Raw genomic sequence first — 21,825 nt, forward strand, 5'->3', positions numbered from 1 at the left:
AGTGGTGCGGATCAGCAACCTGATAACTGTAAGTAAATATGGCCAATATCAGGCACTGACGCTGATATTAGCCATAGTTTTAGTGTCTGGCGAAACGGCCCAGTTGCTGTTGGGTATGCGCTGTGCCGGTAAGTAAATCTTTAGCGGCATTATCTATCGCTGACATTTGCTTATAGGCATCGCTGGTCACTTGTTCGATGGCTGACAAGTGCTGATGGGTTTGCTGGTAATGTTGTTCTAATTCATTAACCGTTTGGTTAATACTTTGAATACCACTTTTCGCTTGCTGTAACTCATCACGTAGCTGACTAAACTCCGCACTGGTGCTGTCTATTTGTTGCTGCGCCTGTTGTGCCTGCTGGTTTAAACTGTGCGATTCATTACGTGTTTCGCCAACTAATTGTTCCATTTCGTTTAAAAAGCCAGAGATTTGCTTAGTGGCATCATTTACTTTGGCGGCCAGCGTACGTACTTCGTCAGCTACTACGGCAAAACCGCGGCCAGCATCACCAGCTCGGGCCGCTTCAATTGCCGCATTAAGGGCTAATAGGTTAGTTTGATCAGAAAACGTTTCTACCATCACCAGTATTTGTCGTACGTTTTCAGAGTTTTTGTGCAAGCCGTTTATCGTCGCACCAAAGCTATCGAGCAGTTTAACAATACCAGAAAGCTGACGTGTTACTTGCTGCATTTGGCCGCTCGCTGCGCTGGCTTTATCTACTGCTAAATTAGATACCTGACCTACTTGGTCGCCATGTTGCACTATATTGGCTAAATACTGTAAAACTCGATCGCTTTCGCCACGAATTTGGCCACTGCGCTGCTCGGTATCTTGTAAATGACTACGGGTACTTTTTACCGCCACCGATACTTGTTCATTAACCTGATGGGTTTCATGTGCTTGTTGATGAATATCGCCAAGTAGTACACCCAGTTGTGAAACAAACTGGTTATATTCTTCTGACAAGGTGCGAAATTCGTCAAAGGTAAAGGCGGGTAGCCGATGCTGTAAGTCTGTGCCTTTACGGTTAGTATCCTGTAGTGCTGATACCAATGCTTTTACCGGACGCACAAATAAGTAATGCATGTAACCAATGGTAAAGACAAAAGCGCCAATACCAAGGATTAACAGCAACCACCATTGCGTAGTTGCGCCGCTTACAGGGTAGGCAAGATAGAGCGCAAGCAAAAAAAACATGGCTAAAAAACTAATATTGCCAATTATTTTTCGGTTTAAGCTGCCAAAGAAGGTGCGTTCAATAAACAGGTAAAGAGACGTAAAACCAGCCATAAATTCGCAAATCCTGCCAAATAATAATATAAGAATTTGAGCATAACATAGCCGCAAACACGCTGCGACCTTGTTATGTTAACGGATATTGATCTGCCACAACTGCAAATTAAATAGCCGAGTATCCATTCTTCGCGCTTAAATTATTGTTTTACCGCTAAACCTGCATCTAGCCACGCCTGCATGCCGCCAACTACTGAGTAGACTTGGCTAAAGCCCATACGTTGTAGCGATTCTGTCGCTAAAGTTGAGCGCGCGCCAGAGCGGCAAATAATATACATCGGGTTACTGGCTAATTGCGTTAATGCCATTTGTGGTTCGCAACCGCTAGCGGCCACTTTGGGGTGGTTATGAATATTCATTTCTAGCACACCACGCGGGTAGTTTACCGCACCAATAATATGCTGTTGCAGGTATTCAGCTGGCTCGCGCACATCAATTAATATGGCTTCAGCATCTTTTTGTAATGCATTGGCCAAGTCTTGAATACTTACTTCTTTAATCGCTGTTTTGGCTTCAGCTACTAACTGTTGTGCTGTTTTCATTTGTTGCTCCTGTTTAGCTATAACAAAATGGCGTATTGTATAATTGAGAATTATAAAACCGACTGATAAATAACTATCGCGGCCATAATGACTAAAAATACTGCAAAAGCTTTTTGTAACCGCTGTTTAGGTAGTTTTTTACCTACGGCCGCACCAATAAAGCTGCCGACAATACCGGCGATAATCATTAAACCAATAGTTTGCCAGTCAAAGCTGATGCCTTGCTCGCTCATCACCATAAAATATTTGCCAAAGCCAACAAAAGACTTCATGGCAATAATAACTAAACTGGTCGCAATACCCACTGGCATGCTTAGGCCGCCCATTAAAACCAACGCGGGTACAATTAAAAAGCCGCCACCCACACCAACAAAGCCAGTAATAACACCGACCACTAAGCCGTCGAACACAATTTTAGCGGGTTTAAAGGTTTTGGTTTCGCTATTCGCTATATTTTTACTGCTGTTGCGCCACATCATTGCCGCAGCAACTAACATCAGTAGCGAAAACACCAATAACTGCCAACGCGTATCTACTAATGTGCCAAGCCAAGCGCCACCATAGGTGCCAAGCATACCAGGAATACCAAACCATAAAACATGGCGCCAACTGATTAAACCCTGTAAGCCATTACGTACTGAACCAAATAAACTAATGCCAGCGACAATAAGCAACGACGAGGCTATAGCCAACTGCGGAGGCATATGTAATAAATATAATAATACCGGTACGGTAAGGATAGAACCGCCAGAGCCGAATAAGCCAAGGCTTAAACCAATGACAATTGCGCCAAGTAAAGCTAGCATGGTACATTTACCTTATATAACAAAACGAAATATGCTTATAGCGAAATTGCATCTTAGACTGCTTTTCGCTATGCTGCAATTGAAATTTAGTAAGTTCTAATTTACGAGGCTTTTATGGTTGCTGATCAGGCAGATACTGAAAATACTGTTCAGGTTGAAATGTTTTTTGACAAAGAGAGCTCAACCTTTAGTTATGTTGTTGCCGACATCAGCACCAAGCGTGCGGTGATTATTGACCCTGTGTTAGATTATGATGCCGCAGCGGGTACTGTAGCCACTAAACAAGCTGATACCCTATTGGCTTATGTAGCAAAACAACAACTGAGTATAGATTTAATTTTAGAAACGCACGCCCATGCCGATCATCTGTCTGCTGCGCATTATTTAAAACAAAAAACCGGTGCGCCAATCTGTATTGGCGAAGGAATTAAACAGGTGCAGCAAACCTTTAAGCTGGTTTTTAATTTAGGCGACGATGAGCTGTTAGCAAAGGGGGACTACTTTGATAAGTTATTTGCCGACAATGAGACCTTTAAAGTAGGCAGCATCACCGCAAAAGTGCTGAATACGCCAGGCCATACCAATGACAGTGTTAGCTATTTAATTGCCGGTCATTTGTTTGTTGGAGACTCATTATTTATGCCGGATTCTGGTACAGCGCGTTGCGATTTCCCAGGTGGCGATGCCCACGTATTATTTAAATCGATTCAGCGTATTTACCAGTTGCCAGATACTACCACTATTTATATGTGTCATGACTACCAACCTGGTGGTCGTGAATTACGTTATCGCACTAGCGTAGCTGAGCAAAAAGCAGAGAATATTCACGTTAGAGCTGATACAGCAGAGCAAGAATTTGTGCAAAAGCGTGAAACCCGAGACAAAACACTTTCCGTACCACGATTAATTTACCCTGCAGTACAAGTTAATATTCGTGCGGGGCAGCTGCCAAAAGCCGAAGCTAACGGCGTTAGCTATATCAAAGTTCCGCTTACGATTAAAGCCTAGCCGTGGCCTATGCTGGTCAGTCAGTAATATCAACGAACCGGTTTGCTCACACCAACACGCCGTAAACCCATCCATGGGGGCTCGTTTCAGGCATCCATGCCTTCAACGGTTGGCTTAGAGCAAAGCCGTTCTCGCATAAATGATCAGCATTAAGCCGTGGCCTAGGTATTTAATAATAAAAAAGGCCAGTCAGAAGGTTGGGGTTTCTGACCGGCCGGCAAAAAAACATCTTAGCGCATACCAAGCAATATACTTCAATAAACGCTGTGTTGTTTTGATGTAGCTCAATCTTAGCGCTGAGTATCGTTTTTACCCAGCAGCAAAATGTAAGCGAATATTAAATACGGCACAAACACGTTACCAACCGCATTGTTTGCCTTTATTCTGCTGGTCTAAATAAGCTTGTAACGGCGCAAAATAATCTAACATAGTGGAAGCATCCATTTCTGGTTTGCCGGTAACCACTTGCAGCGCTTGTTGCCAGCTTTCGCTTGAACCCATTTCTAGCATTTCATTTAACTTAGCGCCGGCTGCTTTGCTGTTGTAAATTGAGCAGCGATGCACCGCACCTTCGTTACCGGCAATATCACACAGTGCCTTATGAAACTGAAACTGTAAGATATGGGCTAAGAAATAACGGGTATAGGGCACATTACCTGGTACGTGGTATTTAGCACCTGGGTCAAAGTCAGCTTCAGTACGAGCCACTGGTGCTGATATACCTTGGTATTTTTCGCGTAGCTGCCACCAAGCTTCGTTATAGTGATCCGGTGTAATTTCGCCGTTAAATACTTGCCAGCGCCATTGATCTACCATTAAACCAAAGGGCACAAAGGCAATTTTGTCTAGCGCCATTTTCATTAGTAACCCCAGATCTTTCGACTCATCTGGCACTTTGTCTAATAAGCCAATTTGCTTTAAATAACCGGGTGTTACTGACAATGCGATGGTATCGCCGATAGCTTCATGGAAACCATCATTAGCGCTTTCTTGAAAATAGACCGACTGATCTTTATAGGCACGTTGATAAAAATTGTGACCAAGTTCGTGGTGTATAACAGAGAAGTCTTCACCGGTGCGTTGAATACACATTTTAATACGTAAATCGTCTTTCGCGTCCAGATCCCAAGCTGAGGCGTGGCACTCTACGTCACGATCACGTGGTTTAACAAATAACGAACGCTGATAAAAGCTCTCCGGTAGCGGGTCAAAACCTAATGAGGTAAAGAAACCTTCGGCACCTTTAACCATTTTTATTTCATCGTAGTTATGTTTTGCTAGTAATTCGGTAACGTCATAGCCTGGATCCGCGTCTTTAGGTGCAACCAAGTCATAGATGTTACCCCAGCTTTGCGCCCACATATTGCCTAATAAATGTGCTGGAATCGGCTTGTCTTGCGGCACTTTGTCGGCACCATATTGCTCGGCTAATTTACTGCGTACATGACAGTGCAATGCTTCATACAGCGGCTTTACTTGACCCCATACTCGGTCAAGCTCTTTGGCAAAATCGTCCGCCGGCATATCATATTTTGACCGCCACATAGCGCCGGTATCGGCATAGCCTAGTTCTTTAGCACCTTCGTTGGTTAGCTCAATTAAACGTTGATACAGTGGGCGCATTGGCTTGCTCACTTCACGCCATGCTTGCCACATTTCTAGTTGCTCATCGTAGTTGCGGCTGCTAGCCATGATGGTTGACATGTCACCTAGCGATAAACAGTTACCATCAGCTTTGCAGTATTTGCCTTTGCCATAAATGCCACCTAGCTCGGCGACGATTTTCGCCATTTCGGCAGTTTTGGCGGCATCTTGTGGTGCTGGTAAAGTAAGGGCCAGTTTAAGTTTATCCAGCTTACGACGATTTACGTCTGATAATTTAACCTGATCAAACTTAGCTGCTGCTGTCGCTAGGTTTACCATTTCGATGGTCAGCTTTTCGTTAACATCTGCAGCTAATGACGCAGTATCTTCGGTAATAAAGTTAGCGTAAATCCATTCAGCACGATTAGCTTCTAAACCCAGTTGCTCTAGCTTTTTTTCTGTTTGAGCAAGGAAATCGACTGCATTCGCTTCGGTTAGGGCTGTTTGCTCGGCCTGTACCTGCGTGTTTGCTTGTTGTTCTGGGCCACAAGCGCTAAGTAGCAGGGCTGAGCCAACCAGAAACGCGGTAGCCGAGATTTTAAATGTCTTCATAAAATAACCTTTGCCTGTTGTTATGATTTTAAGCACGCCCAGTATAAACAGGCGCTAGCAAATAATGCCAGCGCAAGGGCGCGTTAGTTTTGTTGTTTTTGCTGCAATTGCCACATCCGAGCGTATTCGCCGCCGGCAGCGAGCAAGCTGTCGTGACTACCTTGCTCGGCAAGCTGGCCATGCTTTAACACAATAATATTATCAGCATCGGTAATCGTAGATAATCGATGAGCAATAACAAGGCTGGTGTGATTTCGTGCCACTTCGCGCATGGCTTTTAATATAGCTTGCTCAGAGGTAGAGTCTAACGCCGACGTCGCTTCATCAAATATGAGTATTGGCGAGCGTTTGAGTATGGCGCGGGCAATAGCTATGCGTTGTTTTTCGCCTCCCGACACTTTTAAACCTCGCTCGCCAACTAAAGTAGCATCGCCTTGAGGCAAACTAGTAATAAAATCAGTTAGATAAGCAAGGCTAATGGCGTGATCAATGTCAGCCTCACTGGCATCGGGGCGGCCATAACGAATATTGTCGCGAATACTGCTATTAAATAGCACGGTATCTTGCGGTACTATGGCAATAGAGCGGCGCAGACTGTCTAGCGTGACTTGACTGATGTCTTGGCCATCTATGGTTATGTTACCGCTATTGAGATTATAAAACCGGTATAACAACCTAGCTATAGTGCTTTTACCGGCACCGCTGGCGCCAACTATCGCCACCTTACTGCCGGCGGGTATAGTGAAACTTAGCTGTTGCAGAATTGGTCGCTGTTGTTGGTAATTAAAACTTACTTGGTTAAAACTAATTTCGCCTTGTGTAAGCTGTAATAGTTGAGCGTCAGCGGTGTCGCTAATTAACGGTTTGCGTTTGAATAAGCCAAGCATATTTTCTAAATCGGTTAGTGCACGGCGAATCTCACGATAGACAAAGCCAAGAAAGTTTAACGGTAAAAATAGCTGGATCATATACGCATTTACCATTACCAGATCGCCCAGTGTCAGTTGCTTATTGACTACCTCAGTAGACGCTAACCACATTAATAATGTAATAGCACCAGCAATAATGAAGGCTTGGCCAGAGTTTAACGCCAGCAAACTTAAGCGGTTTTTCAGCCGTGCTTGCTCCCATTTGGCTAAAAAGCTGTCATAGGTTTGCGCTTCATAGCGCTCATTATTAAAATATTTTACTGTTTCATAGTTTAACAAGCTGTCAATAGCGCGGCTGTTGGTGGTGTTGTCGGCTTGATTAGCCTCGCGGGTATATTTATTACGCCACTCAGTAATAACCACGGTGAAAAAGATATAAATCGATACCGCTATTAGGGTAATTAGCGAATATAACGGCGAAAACAGGGTAGCAAAAATAATAGTAACCGCGGCTATTTCAAAGAGTGTTGGCACGATATTAAACATTAAAAAGCGCATTAAAAAACTAAGGCCATTAGTGCCGCGTTCAATATCACGGCTAATGCCACCGGTTTGTCGGTCTAAATGAAAAGCTAATTCTAAGCTATGTAGATGTTGAAACACCCGCAAGCCAAGTTGGCGCATGGCATGCTCGGTAACTCGGCCAAATAAGGCGTCACGTACTTCACCTAAAAATACCCCTGCAAAGCGCAAACCGCCGTATAACAGCAATAGCACAACAGGTACCATAAGTAGTTGGTGCCGGTTGCCATCAAGCGCATCAATAATGTATTTAAGTGCCAGTGGCATTAATAGTGTGGCGGCCTTGGCAGCGATTAATGCTAACAGTGCTAGTAGCACCCGGTATTTAAATTGCCATAAATACGGCCATAACATTGCCAGTGTTTGTTTTAAGTTAGTGGCATCATGTGTTTTAGTTGGTTCAGGTTGTTTTGCCGCAGAGCGCATGCCGCGCATGACATTTTCCTTGTTAACAAAGCTTAGCTGCAAAGGTACGCTGTATCAGCGCTAACCTGCAACTTAAACTCTGCATAAATACTTATTACTACGTTAGAAATAAAAACGCCGGCGATTAAACCGGCGTTTTTTCTAAGTTTAGCTAGAGCGCCTAATTAAGCGGCGTGCTCTTTTTTATCTTTGGCTAATGCACCTGGGCCTTGTTGCGGCAGGGTTTTATCGGCAGCAATATACTCAGAGTCAAAGTCATCAACGTTAATGGCAAATAACCGACCTTTTTCTGCTATACGCAGCTGGTTAGCTTCCGCTTCGGTAATTACCTTTAACTCTAAGCCTAAATCGGCTACTTCGTTTAAGCGATAAAACGGTAGGCGCTTTTTGGCAGCATGGCTTACTTTGTCAAAGATGGGTTCAGCAAGAAGAATATCTTTTAACGCTTGCTCCATCATGCCTAACTGATTTAATGGCTCGTTTTTTAGATACAGATAGTGACCTAAGCGCGAACGTGAATCACTGGGTGTTTGCATAATACGGGCAACTTTGTGCTCGGTAATATCCGACGCTTTACGTAAGGTGCGGCCCCACGGAAACACGATGCGCTTTAAGACAACCCCTACAATGCGGTTCGGGAAGTTATTAAATAACTCGTCCATTGCTAACTGAGCTTTGGCCATATTGTCTTCACAGCCCCACTGTACTAGTGGTAAATCATCCACTTTACGACCTTCATCGTTATAGCGTTTCAGGATGGCTGAGGTTAAATACAGCATACTTAAAATATCGCCTAAACGTGCTGATATACGTTCACGGCGTTTTAAATCACCACCTAGAGTGCCCATGGCAACATCAGACATTAGCGCAAGAGATGCACTAAAGCGGTTCATTTGACGGTAGTACTTTGCTGTAGCATCGTTGTAGGGCGCGTTACTAAAGATACCGCCAGTTAACGATAACCAGAAAGTACGGAAGAAATTACTAATAGCAAAACCAATATGGCCAAATAGCGCTTTATCAAACGCGGTTACGGCTGCGCGCTCGTCGTCTATTTGTGCGGCTTGTAGTTCTGCCAGTACATAAGGATGACAACGAATAGCACCTTGACCATAAATAATCATATTACGGGTTAAAATATTGGCACCTTCTACCGTAATGGCTACTGGCGCACCCTGATAACCGCGGGCTAAATAGTTATTTGGCCCCATACAAATACCCTTACCACCATGAATATCCATGGCATCAGTAATGGCTTGGCGCATGCGTTCAGTCATATGGTATTTAGTAATGGCAGAAATAACCGATGGTTTTTCGCCTAGGTCGATAGCACCAACCGACATAGTCGTAGACGCATCAGCCATATAAGCATAACCACCTACGCGAGCCATGGCTTCTTCTACGCCTTCCATTTTACCGATCGGTAATCTGAATTGGCGGCGAATACGTGCATAAGCACCCGTTGCCATAGCGACAGCTTTAATGCCGCCGGTACTGTTTGACGGTAATGTAATAGCACGACCAACTGATAAACACTCAACTAGCATACGCCAGCCTTGGCCAGCCATACTTACACCACCAATAATGTAATCTAGTGGGACAAAGATATCTTTACCCTGAGTAGGACCGTTTTGAAATGGCACGTTTAGCGGGAAATGGCGACGGCCAATTTTAACCCCTGGCGTGGTTACAGGGATCAGCGCACAGGTAATGCCTAAGTCTTTGTTATCGCCAATTAGGCCTTCAGGATCGTACAGTTTAAACGCCAAACCTAATACGGTGGCAATAGGTGCTAAGGTGATATAACGCTTGTCCCAGGTTAGGCGCATACCAATAACTTCTTGGCCTTCCCACTCACCTTTACAAATAATACCGGTATCGGGAATAGCCCCCGCATCTGAACCTGCTTCTGGGCTGGTTAGGGCAAAGCAGGGCACTTCTATACCTTTGGCTAAGCGAGGCAGATAATGCGCTTTTTGTTCGTCAGTACCATAGTGTTGTAATAGCTCACCTGGGCCTAACGAGTTAGGTACGCCAACGATGCTTGATAACACCATGCTTTTGCTGGTTAACTTTTGTAATACACAAGACTGGGCATAAGCGGAAAATTCTAAACCGCCATATTGCTTTTTAATGATCATGGCAAAGAAGCCGTGATCTTTTAAGTATTGATACACTTCTGGTGTTAAATCGGCACGCTCATGAGTAATATGCCAGTCATCAACCATAGCTAGCAGCTCTTCAACTGGGCCATCAAGGAAGGCTTGTTCCTCAGTGCTTAAGCGTGGTGCAGGAATGTTATGTAATTTATGCCAATCCGGATTGCCGCGAAATAAATCAGCTTCCCACCAAGTGGTACCTGCATCAATTGCTTCTTTTTCGGTAGTAGACATTTCTGGCATAATTTTGCGATACAGCTTTAATAACGGTTTAGTTAAATACTGCTGGCGCACTGAGGCGATATTGAGCGGTAATGCCACTATTAAGAATATTATCCAGCTTAACGTGCCGACAATATGCAGTGCTGTGGCAATAGCTAAGACAACAGTAACTGCTGCCGTAAACATAGTTAGGCTGGCACGGCTATAAGCCAATACCGCTAAGGTGCTTATAAGCACGATCCAGAATATTAGTATTTCCATTTATTGCTCCAATTAGAGGTCAGACCACTGTGCTGCTAGAGTAGAACGCTTTAGCAAAAGTTGCAAGCTTCAAACGCAGAGTTAAACAAAGTGATGGCAAAGCCAGATAGCGTTTATACGTTACAGCATAGACCTTTGGCTTAGAATAGCTGACAAAATAGTTACAGATAGGGGATAGAATTTAAACATAACCGCCGTTCAAAAACGCGGTTATGTACTAAATTGAGCAGTATTGCGCTGTTATGGTGTGTCGTTAGTTTGCATGGTTGGTGTTAACGCTAACTTGTGTAGTTGAACATCGAACTGTTCAACATTGTCTTCACCGCTCCATAATCTTACTAACATATAATCGAGTTCAGGTGCGACCCATGCATAAATTTGTTTGTTGCTGTTCTGCTCGGTACGCACAATACGTAAGGTTTTAGTATTACCGTAGGGCAGTGCTAGTATTTCTTCCGCTACTACTTTGTAGTGATATGTTTTGCTATTACCACTGCGATTAAGCACGTTGTAGTGAAACTCAGTTTTACCTGCTTTTAAATCTAATACCAATTGCAGCTGATAACTTATTGGGTCTAGCCAGTCTTCTTGCCATTTTATTGCTTTTGTTTTACGCGCCTTACCTTCTGTTACCACTTTGGTTTCTGGGTTTAGGTTAAGTTCATAATATCTATTCGGGCCAGTACCTGAGCGCTGCATGGTATAGCGCAGCGGCTTAATACTTCCATTTTCGATAATAAAATTAGAGGTTTCTTGGCGTTTATCAGAGAAAATCATCCAGCTGATGTCGCTGCTATAACCTAGTTCATAACCTTGTTCGGTATGGGTTAGATATCGGTGTGCTGTGCCGTGACTTTTACCCGCACGATAAACAATATAGTCAGCTTCAAAGCTGGTTAATGGTGTGGTGTCGGCATAAGTTGCGCTTGAGAACAGCGCGGTTAACATAATAAAAGACGAATATAAACGCCATTTAGTCTTCATCATCATTCGCATAACCATTGGCAGCTAATACATTACCATCTAACCATGCCTGATCTGCCCGCTGTTGTAAACGATTTTGGCAAAACCAGCGCACTACCAGCGGATAGATTTGATGCTCTTGCTCGTGTACGCGTTCAGCTAACGAGGCTACATCGTCATCACTAAACAGCGGTACCTTAGCTTGCAAAATAACGGGGCCACCATCAAGTTGTTCGGTAACAAAATGTACACTACAACCGTGTTCAGTATCTTTGGCATCAATTGCCCGTTGGTAGGTGTTAAGCCCCTGATATTTAGGGAGTAAAGAGGGATGAATATTCAGTAAACGCCCAGAGTAATGCTGCACAAACGCAGGTGTTAGTATGCGCATAAAACCAGCTAGTACCACTAAGTCCGGTTGATACTGATCAATAGCGTCAATTAAAGCTAAATCGTAGCTATCGCGGTCTTGGTACGCTTTATGGCTTAATACCTGAGTGCTAATGCCAGCTTCGCTGGCCCGAACTAAGCCATAAGCATCAGCTTTATTCGCAATAACAGCGTTAACTTTGCCCGGTATAGCGCCACTATTGCAGGCATCTATAATCGCCTGCAAGTTAGAGCCACTACCGGAAATCAATACAACAATAGATTTCATCACCGGCCTTATTCGTTAATGATAACCTGTTCGTCGCTTTGACCCGCTGCCTGAATTTCGCCTAAGTGCCATGCCGTTTCGCCCGCAGCTTTAAGAAAATCCAGTGCCGTATTTAATTGTTCTTTTGGCAGCACAATAAGCATGCCTACACCACAGTTAAAAGTGCGGTACATCTCATGGCGACTAATATTGCCTTGCTGCTGTAACCAGTTAAATATTGCCGGCCACTGCCAGCTTTTACCATCAATAACAGCTTTTGCATTATCAGGCAGAACGCGAGGAATATTTTCCCAGAAACCACCGCCGGTAATATGACATAGCGCATGTACAGGGACGTGCTTAAATAAATTAAGCAGATTTTTTACATAAATGCGGGTTGGTTCTAGTAGGTGGTCGGCAATAGATTTACCTTCCAACATACTGTCTGGGTTTTGGCCACTTACTTCCAATACTTTACGTACTAAAGAGAAACCGTTTGAGTGCGGGCCGGATGAAGCTAATGCAATGAGTTGATCACCCGGTTGTACTTTGCTGCCATCAATGATGTTGGCTTTTTCTACTACACCAACGCAAAAACCGGCGATGTCGTAGTCTTCACCGTGGTACATGCCCGGCATTTCTGCGGTTTCGCCACCTACCAGTGCACAACCTGCTTGCACACAACCTTCGGCTATACCGTGTACTACCGCTGATGCGGTATCAACGTCTAGCTTACCGGTAGCGTAATAATCTAAGAAAAATAATGGCTCGGCACCTTGTACCACTAAGTCGTTTACGCACATAGCTACTAAGTCAATGCCTACACCGTCATGGCGTTTTAGATCCATGGCTAAACGTAATTTTGTACCCACACCGTCAGTACCAGATACTAATACCGGCTCTTTATAGCCGGCAGGGATCTGACATAGGGCGCCAAAACCACCTAATCCGCCCATAACCTCTGGTCGACGCGTGCGTTTTACGGCACCTTTAATACGTTCAACTAACGCGTTACCTGCGTCAATATCTACACCGGCGTCTTTGTAGCTTAAAGATGTTTTCTGCTCGCTCACGACTATCCTCGAATGGCTGAAAGTGGAAAGGCTTAAAATTGGCGGCATTTTACCTGTTTAACGCCGAAGACAAAAGCCTTACTGCATAGCATTTGCCATTGCTTGCTTAACATAGTCATGTAGGCTAATGCTGTTATCACGGGTAATTTTATGGTAACACACTGATGCGAATGGGAATTCTTTATCATTAAACTGTACAAAAATAAAGGGAGCAGCAGTATCAGTCTGATTGTGCTGCCACTGTCCGCCAACGTTAGCAATAAACACTTCACCAACGTACGCGCCTAAAATATTGCTTAATGTAAATACGAGTTCGGTAGAGTGGCGTTGTTGTTTTTCTAGCTGATGCAGTTCAGATATCAGGTTGTCTATCTGTTCTAGGCTAGCAATACTGTTATTTAGCGCTATTTTATGTTGTTCTTTGGCGTAAGACACCGCGTCGGTGGCGCTATCGTGCATTAGTTTATTTAGTTCTTGTTGTTGCATAATTGCCTCAAGTTTGCTGGTGTGCTGCCAAAATAAGTTGGCGTAGTATTTTACTGCCGGGGCCTAATGTTTCTTCTTTGGGCGTAACTAATGATATTGCTGCAATGCGTTCACTGCATTGTTTAAGGTTTAGCTGCACTAACGTGCCCTGTGCTAGCTGACGTTCAATTAAGAAGTCGGGCAACCAACAAAAACCTAAGCCAGTAACGAGTATGTTAATAGCTTCAAAAAAATTATCTAACGTCCAACGTTGCTCTGCGCGAAGCCAGCCCGCATTATCTAACGGTTTTTGTGCTGTATCACGGATCACCAGTTGCAAATGTTGGCTTAGTTCGTCTTGGTCAATATCGCTTATTTGCGCAAGCGGATTATTACTGCCGGTAACGGGAATAAAGCGTGTGATACACAGTGGCTCGCCAAGATGGCCTTTAGGAATAACGGATGATGCAGCGATAACTAAGTCTGCACGTTTTTGTTGAATGATTTCTGCACTACCGGTGATCACACTATCAATTAGCTGAATACGGCTGCCACGACTTAAAGGATAAAATTCGGCTAAAGCTTGGTTTAAAAAATGCCGAGGGTAGGCTAACTCAACCGCAATTTTAATTTCTGGCTCCCAACCTTGGTCAATATTGGTGGCTAATAATTCTAAATCTTCAACCTGCTGTGTTAGCACCCGCGAGCGGCGCAGCATTACCTCGCCAGCATCGGTTAAATAGGCTTTACGACCACGCACTTCCAATAATTCTACACCCAGTTGGCTTTGTAACTTAGCAACGGCATGATTAAGCGAAGATTGGCTTTTATTAAGTAGCTCAGCGGCTTGTGAATAGCCGCCAGCATCTACCACGGCCTGTAAAATGCGCCATTGCTCTAATGTTGAACGCGGACGATATGGCATAACTGTGGCAGCGCTCCTTGCGGGTTAATTAGTGGCAATGATTACCGCGCGTAATGGGGCAGGATAACCTTCAATGGTTTTACTATGATCAGTTGCATCAAGAAAATCAATTAAACTTTCGTTTTCCATCCAATCGGTTTTACGTTGTTCTTCAAGTGAGGTGCGATTTAAATCTGCAAGACGCACATTATTAAAGCCCAAACGTTGTAACCAGTGCGTAAGTGCAGCAACACTAGGAATAAACCATACGTTACGCATTTTGGCATAGCGCTCGCCTGGCACCAGCACCGTATGTTCATCGCCTTCAACTACCAGCGTTTCAAGAATAAGCTCGCCGCCTGGGCGTAGCTGGTTTTTTAGTTGCTGTAAAAAATCTAATGGTGAGCGCCTATGGTAAAGCACACCCATAGAAAATACCGTATCAAACTGTTTTAACGCTGGCATATCATCAATGCCAACAGGTAATAGGTTTACCGCTGGATCAGGATTAAAATGCTTAATGGCTTGAAACTGAGCATAAAACAGTTGTGAAGGGTCAATACCAACGACAAACTCAGCACCTTCGCCGCGCATACGCCACAAGTGATAACCGCTACCGCAGCCGACATCGAGCACAAATCTATTCTGCAGTGGCGCGATATGTGGCAGCACCCGGTCCCATTTAAAGTCTGAACGCCATTCGGTATCAATATCGATACCATGAATATTGAACGGGCCTTTGCGCCAAGGTTTTAACTGCTGCAATAAATACTGAATTTGCTGCGCTGTACCTGGACCAATATCATTGGCACTGCCAAACTGTACTGCAGGTTTTAATTCGATATGGCTATTTTGGCTGGCAGGCAAGTTAGCAATCACTTTTTGCCACTGTTTAAAGTCGCCATGCAGTGCGTCTTTGCTCCATGCCGCCAGTTGTGCCGGCAGCGTTTCTAACCACTTATGCAGTTTGTTGCCAGCAAGTAGGCCATAAAACGGCGTAAAATCGAGCATAATAAACCTTATTTAATCGCCAACATTGAACAGAAATTAAAGCATTGAAACCATAGCGTTTGGCTGCTAAACCCTGCGTCCTGTATTCGCTGCTGGTGTTCAACTAAGGTATCGGGTTTCATCACGTTTTCTAGAGCACTGCGTTTTTGGCTAATTTCTAGTTCGCTGTAACCATTAGCCCGTTTAAAGTCATAGTGCAGATCGATTAATAGCTCATTCGCAGTAGGGTCATTACTAATAAATTTTTCCGATAAAATAAGTAAGCCACCTGGCTTTAAACCCTGATAAATGCGCTGTATTAGCGCGCTACGATCGGCTTGAGGTAAAAACTGCAGCGTAAAATTAATAACCACAATGGCGGCGTTTTCTATTGGCTGTTGACGAATATCCGCCAGTTTAACTTGTACCGGTACATCAGAGCGAAATGTCTGCAAATGCCGCTCACAGCGCTCAACCATAGCTTTACTATTATCCACGGCAATAATGTTGCTGTTGGTGACGCTAATATTGCGTCGCATTGCCAGTGTCGCTGCGCCTAACGAGCAACCAAGGTCGTAATAATTACTATTAGCTTGCTGAAAGCGACTGGTTAATTTACCAATAGTTTGAATAATAGTGTGATAGCCCGGCACTGAGCGTTGGATCATATCCGGGAATACGTCAGCTACCTGATCATCAAAACTAAAATCAGGCACTTGCAGCAAGGGTTCAGCAAAAATATCGTCTTTTGGCATAATATAAATAACAGCAGTAAAAAGTGGCGTTAGTTTAGCGCAAAATTGTTAAACACTACAGTAAGCTAAACTGTTGTTCACTTGGCCAGGGTGTTAAGCAACTATGCTGATAGTGTAAGTCTTTAGCAAACTGCCGACATAGTTCTGGCGCTAGCGTGTTGTCTGGGGTATGAAAAAAGCAGAACGGACTTTTACCTTCGTCCAACCATTGCTGCACTTTTTTTAGCCAAGGTTGATAGAACTGACGGTTTACCGCCATATCATCACTGCCAATAAAGCGCAGCATTGGCGTAGTGCTAAAGCTTATGGCGTGCACTGGCAGGCGTGGCTTTTTTGCTTGCGCATCTAATAGCGCCGCGGTATTTGCCACAACCGAGAATAATGCTCGACTATCAAACACCACTCGTTCGGCGCCTAGGCGCTGTAATTGCTTATGTAGTAGTGTTTCATGTTGGTCTTTATCAAAAAATGCCGGATGGCGCACCTCTAGCGCACAGCGCTGAGTTTGGCTGATTTGTTCAACCAGCGAAAGAATGCGTGTTAATTGTGCCGGCCCCAATTGCGCGGGTAGTTGTAAATGCACTATGGCAAGTTTTTCGCCTAATAGCGCCATGCGGCCTAGCCAAGCGCTAAGTTGGTTTGTGTTGTCGGTGTTATCGGCATGGCTAATACGCTGCGGCACCTTTAATACAAAGCGGTAGTGCGGTGGTGTATCTTGCTGCCAACGCTGTAAAGTCTCATCGGATGGATCAGCATAAAAGGTGGTATTGCCTTCGGCCGTATTAAAAATATTCGCGTATTGTGGCAGAAAGTCGTTAGCTTTAGCATCGGCGGTGAAAATGGTGCTTTTCCATTTTGGGTTTGCCCACACTGGGCAGCCAAGATATAGCATCGGCAGCTTGACCTTCTTATAGTGGCAGCGTAAAACTAAGTAATGTCATTCAGGAAGCATAACATAATGATATTCCGGTTATTAGTCTGTTTACTTGTTTTGGGAACGTGCTTTACCCAGCTTTCTGCGGCAACACTACCAAACCCATTAAAAATCGTTATTAGTAACGACACTTTTCCTTATATGTTTACTGATGAAAACGGGCAGGCAGCAGGCTTGGTCGTTGATTACTGGCAAGAAATTGCTAAACAACAACAAATACGCGTTGAATTTGTTGCAGCAGACTGGCCGCTGACATTGCCGATATTACAACGTGGCGAAGTGCATATTCATGGTGGTGTTGCAAAAACCGCAGAGCGTGAACTCAGTTATCAGCTAGGCGATACAGGTATTGATATATACAGTAATGTGTTTGTGCAAAGAGACCTGCCAGCGATTACTAAACTTACCGATTTGACGCCTTATGTTATTGGTGTAGTAGAAACCTCTGGGCATATAGAAGGCTTATATAAGTTAATACCTGGCGTAACGCTAAGAACCTATTCCACATCTACTGCGCTATATGATGCCGCCTTGAGTGGGCAAATTAATGCGTTAGTGGCTTTAGACCGTTTAACACCACGTTATGCACGCTATTCCGAGCTAGCACGACAATTTCCAATGTATCGTAAAATACCGCTGCGCACCTTGCACTTAAGTTATGCTGTAATACAAAACAATCCGTTGTTTGACGCACTACAACAAGCGACTAGTAAAATAGATCGCGCGTTTCTTGACCGTTTAGAACGACATTGGCTGGGAGACCGTACCGATGACAATACGCTAATTTTAGGCTTGGCGGTAGATAACCCGCCTTATATGCATGTCTCACTGCAAGGCGAAGCGCAGGGCTTATTTGTCGATTTATGGCGACAGTGGGCGGAACAAACGGGTATCAAAATTGCTTTTGTACCAGACTCATCGTTTCAAAACTTACAAAATTTAAAAAAAGGCCGGATAGATGCGCTGATCGCCTTTCCTGATAATAATTTGCAGCAAGACGGGCTGATGTCGGCTTATCAGATTTATGGCTTTAAATCGCGTTTCTATTCAGCAAAGTCTAATCTTGCTACGCCGTTATCTTCATCTGCTGCACTAAAAGTGGCCGTATTTGAAAATGCGCCCTATATCGCAGAGCTAGAGTTACGTTATCCAAAGGCGGAGTTTATTCGTTATCGTTATTTACCCGATATTATTAAAGACGTAATCAACAATAAGTTGGCCGGTTTTTATGGTGCCGCAGCAGTTATTCCGTTGCGTTTACAACAGCTAAATTATACTGACTTATTTATTGAACAAGCTGATTCAGAGATTATTTCTCCGATGTATACCTTAGTACGCGAGGCTGATAGCGAATTAGCCGAAAAAATTAGGCGCGGCTTTGCAAAACTGCCCTTCGATACCTTGCTACAGGTAGAAAAAAATTGGGTGCCACAAACCGATTTACGTTATTTCCCGCAATTTTTTACTCAGGTACCGTTAACACCGGCCGAGCAAGGTTGGGTGAGCGAGCATCCTGTATTACGTATTGGCATGTTAAATAATTGGCCACCAATGGAGTTTATAGACACTGATGGCAACCCAGCTGGCGTAACAGTTGATTTGATTAGCTTATTGGGGCAGCGCATTAATGTGCGTTTTGATATTGAGCTGTACGCAAATTTTGACGTGATGCTAGAAGATTTAAAACTAAAAAAACTTGATTTGGTTGCTAACACCTCAGATCAAGAAGACCGACACAGCTATGCACGGTTTACCGATGAGTTTTGGCCAGCAAAATGGGTGCTAATTAGTAATGATAATCGCGATTTAGTTGTAAGTGCCACTGAGCTTGATGGCAAGCGAATTGCTATTTATAAAGACTATCAAATGGCAAAGCGAATTAATGAGGTCTATCCGCTGATTGATGTCATTCCAGTAAATTCATTACGTGCAGGTTTAGATCTGATGCAACAGCATAAAGTCGATTTTGTTATGGACTCAGTGGAAACCACCAGTGAAATATTGCGTGAAGCTGGCTATATGTATTTGCGCCTGCAAGTATTGGACGATTTACCTAGCTACCCATCACTTATTGCAGTGCGTGAAGATTACGCGCCGCTAGTTACGATGCTCAATAAAGGTTTGCGCAGTATTACGGCTGAAGATCGTCAGCTACTTTACCAAAAATGGTTTAATTTCCAGATTAATCAAGGCATCAATAAAGCCCAGTTACACCAGCTAATGTGGCAAATCGGTGGCGCCGCCGCATTATTAATTGCCGTGGTGTTAGGTTGGAACTTATCACTACGTAGTGAAGTATTATTACGTCGTCAAGCCGAACAAAAAATGCGTTTCATGGCAACGCATGATGATCTTACCAAGATACCTAATCGCAGCCTGATTAAAGAGAGAATTGAACAAGCGTTGCTGCAGCATGCACGACATAATGAAATATTGGCATTATTATTTCTAGATCTTGATGGATTTAAAGAGGTTAACGATCAGTATGGCCATGATATTGGTGATGAGTTGTTACTCAAGTTAGCCGGTATCTTAGGCGAGGCGGTAAGAAAAAGTGATACTGTAGCTCGTTTTGGTGGCGATGAATTTGCTATTTTATTAACCGGTTTACTAAGCCGCGATGATGCCGCAATTGTCGCTGAAAAAATATTGCATCAGCTGGCACAGCCATTTGCGCTATCGGTTGGCGAGGTACAAATAAGTGCCAGTATTGGTATTGCTATTTATCCTGACGATGGCACTGATTGTGCGAAGCTACTTAAAGTTGCTGATAGCCTGATGTATCGGGTTAAGCAGCAGGGGAAAAATCAATATTGTTTTTCTAAAGCTGTGATTTAGTGAACTGACAGTGACATTAAGCGCCATTTCTATATAATTAGCCGTCATTTTAGTACCGCTGATTAGCAAGGTAGAGGGAAGGTTTAATGCGTAGTCATTATTGCGGTTTATTAACCGCACAGCATGTTGAGCAACAGGTATCTTTATGCGGTTGGGTTAATCGCCGTCGCGATCTGGGTGGGTTAATATTTTTAGACGTACGTGACCGTGAAGGTATGGTTCAAGTGGTCTGTGATCCAGAACTAAAAGATCTGTTTGACGTGGCCTACACCTTGCGTAATGAATTTTGTATTCAAATTAAAGGCCAAGTTCGGGCGCGCCCTGCTTCACAAATTAATAAAGACATGGCAACCGGCGAAGTAGAAGTGTATGCCAGTGAGTTAATCATTTTAAATAAAGCTGCGCCGTTGCCTTTAGACTCTAACCAAAACAACAGTGAAGAGCAGCGTTTAAAGTACCGTTATCTTGATTTACGTCGGCCAATGATGACCGAACGGTTAAAGTTTCGTGCCAAAGTAACCAGCTTTGTACGTAACTTTATGGATAGCAACGGTTTTATGGATGTGGAAACGCCTATTCTAACTAAGGCTACCCCCGAAGGTGCCCGTGATTATTTAGTACCTAGCCGTACTCATAAGGGCCAGTTTTTTGCACTGCCACAGTCACCACAGCTGTTTAAACAACTGTTAATGATGTCAGGGTTAGATCGCTACTATCAAATTGTTAAGTGTTTTCGCGATGAAGACTTAAGAGCTGATCGCCAGCCTGAATTTACCCAAATTGATATTGAAACCTCGTTTATGTCCTCAGAGCAGGTAATGACTATTACCGAGCAGATGGTACATAGCATGTTTAAGCAATTGTTAGATATCGATTTAGGTCAGTTTCCGCGAATGACCTACTTTGAAGCTATGCGCTTATACGGCTCAGATAAGCCAGACTTACGTAACCCAATGCAGTTTGTTGATGTTGCCGATATACTTAAAGACGTTGAGTTTAAAGTGTTCTCCGGCCCAGCTAACGATGCCAAAGGCCGTGTTGTAGCACTTAAAGTACCTGGTGCGGCAGAAAAGCTATCACGTAAAGATATTGATAATTACACTAGTTTCGTTGGTATCTATGGCGCTAAAGGCTTAGCTTGGATGAAAGTTAACGACATTACGGCAGGCAGCGAAGGTGTACAGTCACCGGTTGCGAAGTTTTTAACGCCAGATATTATCGCCACTATTATTGCTCGCACCGATGCTAAAAATGGTGATTTAATCTTCTTTGCTGCAGATACCTACAAAGTAGTGTGCGAAGCTATGGGCGCACTGCGCTTAAAGCTAGGTGAAGATTTAGCTATTACACAAGACAGCTGGAAGCCGCTTTGGGTAGTCGATTTCCCAATGTTTGAAGAAAACGATGATGGCAGCTTTTCTGCAGTACACCATCCATTTACCTCTCCACTTGATACTGCAGCATTTTTAACTACTGCTAACAATGAGTTAGACTTAGGCAAGTTATTATCTAATGCCTATGATATGGTGTTAAATGGCACCGAGTTAGGCGGTGGTTCGGTACGTATTCATACTGCTGAAGTACAAGCTAAAGTGTTCACCTTGCTTGGCATTAGTGATGAAGAGGCTAACGAAAAATTTGGTTTCTTACTCGAAGCGCTAAGATATGGTGCGCCGCCGCATGCTGGTTTAGCCTTTGGTTTAGACCGTTTGGTTATGCTAATGACCGGTGCAACTTCTATTCGTGATGTAATGGCATTTCCTAAAACAGCTAGTGCAGCATGTCCACTTACCGACGCACCAGGTGCCGCTAACCCAGCACAATTAGCCGAGTTGGGTATTAGTGTAGTAGCTAAACCGCAGTAATTATTCGTATTGTTTTACCCGCGTAGCCGTGGCAGC

17 protein-coding genes are annotated in these 21,825 nt (G+C 43.9%); 3 read left to right on the top strand and 14 right to left on the bottom strand.

All coding sequences use genetic code 11. The features are described from left to right. Positions 1-79: 79 nt before the first annotated feature. The 3 genes from E0Z06_RS04390 to E0Z06_RS04400 all read right to left on the bottom strand — a co-directional run bounded on the left by E0Z06_RS04390 (position 80) and on the right by E0Z06_RS04400 (position 2,642). Positions 80-1,291: a methyl-accepting chemotaxis protein gene (locus E0Z06_RS04390; RefSeq protein ID WP_132582249.1), complete on the bottom strand. Its 1,212-nt coding sequence runs from the start codon at positions 1,289-1,291 to the stop codon at positions 80-82. A 143-nt stretch (positions 1,292-1,434) separates the two neighbouring features. Beyond that, entirely contained in the window at positions 1,435-1,836 is a 402-nt protein-coding gene (locus E0Z06_RS04395) for a rhodanese-like domain-containing protein (protein ID WP_132582251.1), read from the bottom strand. A gap of 50 nt (positions 1,837-1,886) precedes the next feature. Continuing rightward, positions 1,887-2,642: a sulfite exporter TauE/SafE family protein gene (locus tag E0Z06_RS04400; RefSeq protein WP_132582253.1), complete on the bottom strand. Its 756-nt coding sequence runs from the start codon at positions 2,640-2,642 to the stop codon at positions 1,887-1,889. A 114-nt stretch (positions 2,643-2,756) separates the two neighbouring features. Here E0Z06_RS04400 and E0Z06_RS04405 point away from each other — a divergent pair, with 114 nt between their 5' ends. Continuing rightward, positions 2,757-3,650: an MBL fold metallo-hydrolase gene (locus E0Z06_RS04405; protein ID WP_132582255.1), complete on the top strand. Its 894-nt coding sequence runs from the start codon at positions 2,757-2,759 to the stop codon at positions 3,648-3,650. 357 nt (positions 3,651-4,007) lie between these two features. On the opposite strand, the gene E0Z06_RS04410 is transcribed toward E0Z06_RS04405, so the two are convergent. From E0Z06_RS04410 to E0Z06_RS04460, 11 genes are all read right to left on the bottom strand, one after another. Beyond that, entirely contained in the window at positions 4,008-5,846 is a 1,839-nt protein-coding gene (locus E0Z06_RS04410; protein ID WP_132582257.1) for a M2 family metallopeptidase, read from the bottom strand. A gap of 83 nt (positions 5,847-5,929) precedes the next feature. Beyond that, a complete protein-coding gene (locus E0Z06_RS04415) occupies positions 5,930-7,651 on the bottom strand; it encodes an ABC transporter ATP-binding protein/permease (RefSeq protein ID WP_243695596.1) in 1,722 nt (573 codons plus the stop codon). 236 nt (positions 7,652-7,887) lie between these two features. Further along, positions 7,888-10,365, bottom strand: coding sequence for an acyl-CoA dehydrogenase FadE (fadE, locus tag E0Z06_RS04420; protein WP_132582261.1), 2,478 nt, complete (start codon positions 10,363-10,365; stop codon positions 7,888-7,890). A gap of 240 nt (positions 10,366-10,605) precedes the next feature. Next, positions 10,606-11,355, bottom strand: coding sequence for a DUF3108 domain-containing protein (locus E0Z06_RS04425; RefSeq protein ID WP_243695561.1), 750 nt, complete (start codon positions 11,353-11,355; stop codon positions 10,606-10,608). Continuing rightward, the gene (purN, locus tag E0Z06_RS04430) at positions 11,339-11,986 is read right to left on the bottom strand and encodes a phosphoribosylglycinamide formyltransferase (protein ID WP_132582263.1); all 648 of its coding nucleotides are present in this window, start codon (positions 11,984-11,986) and stop codon (positions 11,339-11,341) included. Before purN ends, E0Z06_RS04425 begins: the two co-directional genes overlap by 17 nt. 8 nt (positions 11,987-11,994) lie before the next feature. After that, on the bottom strand, positions 11,995-13,038 hold the full coding sequence (purM, locus tag E0Z06_RS04435; RefSeq protein WP_132582265.1) for a phosphoribosylformylglycinamidine cyclo-ligase: 1,044 nt from the start codon (positions 13,036-13,038) through the stop codon (positions 11,995-11,997). A 78-nt stretch (positions 13,039-13,116) separates the two neighbouring features. Continuing rightward, a complete protein-coding gene (locus E0Z06_RS04440) occupies positions 13,117-13,524 on the bottom strand; it encodes a hypothetical protein (RefSeq protein WP_132582267.1) in 408 nt (135 codons plus the stop codon). Positions 13,525-13,531: 7 nt separating this feature from the next. Then, positions 13,532-14,428, bottom strand: coding sequence for a LysR family transcriptional regulator (locus E0Z06_RS04445; protein WP_132582269.1), 897 nt, complete (start codon positions 14,426-14,428; stop codon positions 13,532-13,534). A 24-nt stretch (positions 14,429-14,452) separates the two neighbouring features. Then, a complete protein-coding gene (cmoB, locus tag E0Z06_RS04450; protein WP_132582271.1) occupies positions 14,453-15,418 on the bottom strand; it encodes a tRNA 5-methoxyuridine(34)/uridine 5-oxyacetic acid(34) synthase CmoB in 966 nt (321 codons plus the stop codon). Between the two features lie 8 nt (positions 15,419-15,426). Next, complete coding sequence (gene cmoA / locus E0Z06_RS04455) at positions 15,427-16,152, bottom strand: carboxy-S-adenosyl-L-methionine synthase CmoA (protein WP_132582273.1); 726 nt, start codon at positions 16,150-16,152, stop codon at positions 15,427-15,429. Between the two features lie 55 nt (positions 16,153-16,207). Then, positions 16,208-17,044, bottom strand: coding sequence for a DUF72 domain-containing protein (locus tag E0Z06_RS04460; protein WP_132582275.1), 837 nt, complete (start codon positions 17,042-17,044; stop codon positions 16,208-16,210). A 66-nt stretch (positions 17,045-17,110) separates the two neighbouring features. Here E0Z06_RS04460 and E0Z06_RS04465 point away from each other — a divergent pair, with 66 nt between their 5' ends. After that, complete coding sequence (locus E0Z06_RS04465) at positions 17,111-19,924, top strand: transporter substrate-binding domain-containing protein (protein ID WP_132582277.1); 2,814 nt, start codon at positions 17,111-17,113, stop codon at positions 19,922-19,924. A gap of 86 nt (positions 19,925-20,010) precedes the next feature. Next, positions 20,011-21,789 (top strand): aspartate--tRNA ligase, encoded by a 1,779-nt coding sequence (aspS, locus tag E0Z06_RS04470; protein WP_132582279.1) that lies wholly within the window; start codon positions 20,011-20,013, stop codon positions 21,787-21,789. Positions 21,790-21,825: the final 36 nt, after the last annotated feature.

Origin of the sequence: Rheinheimera sp. D18 (assembly GCF_004345025.1) — a bacterium.
Classification (GTDB): Bacteria; Pseudomonadota; Gammaproteobacteria; order Enterobacterales; family Alteromonadaceae; genus Alishewanella; species Alishewanella metallidurans.

Coding starts and splice junctions, on each gene's coding strand:
- E0Z06_RS04390 (WP_132582249.1), bottom strand. CDS start 1,291: ATGGCTGGTTTTACGTCTCTTTACCTGTTTATTGAACGCACCTTCTTT.
- E0Z06_RS04395 (WP_132582251.1), bottom strand. CDS start 1,836: ATGAAAACAGCACAACAGTTAGTAGCTGAAGCCAAAACAGCGATTAAA.
- E0Z06_RS04400 (WP_132582253.1), bottom strand. CDS start 2,642: ATGCTAGCTTTACTTGGCGCAATTGTCATTGGTTTAAGCCTTGGCTTA.
- E0Z06_RS04405 (WP_132582255.1), top strand. CDS start 2,757: ATGGTTGCTGATCAGGCAGATACTGAAAATACTGTTCAGGTTGAAATG.
- E0Z06_RS04410 (WP_132582257.1), bottom strand. CDS start 5,846: ATGAAGACATTTAAAATCTCGGCTACCGCGTTTCTGGTTGGCTCAGCC.
- E0Z06_RS04415 (WP_243695596.1), bottom strand. CDS start 7,651: ATGTTATGGCCGTATTTATGGCAATTTAAATACCGGGTGCTACTAGCA.
- fadE (WP_132582261.1), bottom strand. CDS start 10,365: ATGGAAATACTAATATTCTGGATCGTGCTTATAAGCACCTTAGCGGTA.
- E0Z06_RS04425 (WP_243695561.1), bottom strand. CDS start 11,355: ATGATGATGAAGACTAAATGGCGTTTATATTCGTCTTTTATTATGTTA.
- purN (WP_132582263.1), bottom strand. CDS start 11,986: ATGAAATCTATTGTTGTATTGATTTCCGGTAGTGGCTCTAACTTGCAG.
- E0Z06_RS04440 (WP_132582267.1), bottom strand. CDS start 13,524: ATGCAACAACAAGAACTAAATAAACTAATGCACGATAGCGCCACCGAC.
- E0Z06_RS04445 (WP_132582269.1), bottom strand. CDS start 14,428: ATGCCATATCGTCCGCGTTCAACATTAGAGCAATGGCGCATTTTACAG.
- cmoB (WP_132582271.1), bottom strand. CDS start 15,418: ATGCTCGATTTTACGCCGTTTTATGGCCTACTTGCTGGCAACAAACTG.
- cmoA (WP_132582273.1), bottom strand. CDS start 16,152: ATGCCAAAAGACGATATTTTTGCTGAACCCTTGCTGCAAGTGCCTGAT.
- E0Z06_RS04460 (WP_132582275.1), bottom strand. CDS start 17,044: ATGCTATATCTTGGCTGCCCAGTGTGGGCAAACCCAAAATGGAAAAGC.
- E0Z06_RS04465 (WP_132582277.1), top strand. CDS start 17,111: ATGATATTCCGGTTATTAGTCTGTTTACTTGTTTTGGGAACGTGCTTT.
- aspS (WP_132582279.1), top strand. CDS start 20,011: ATGCGTAGTCATTATTGCGGTTTATTAACCGCACAGCATGTTGAGCAA.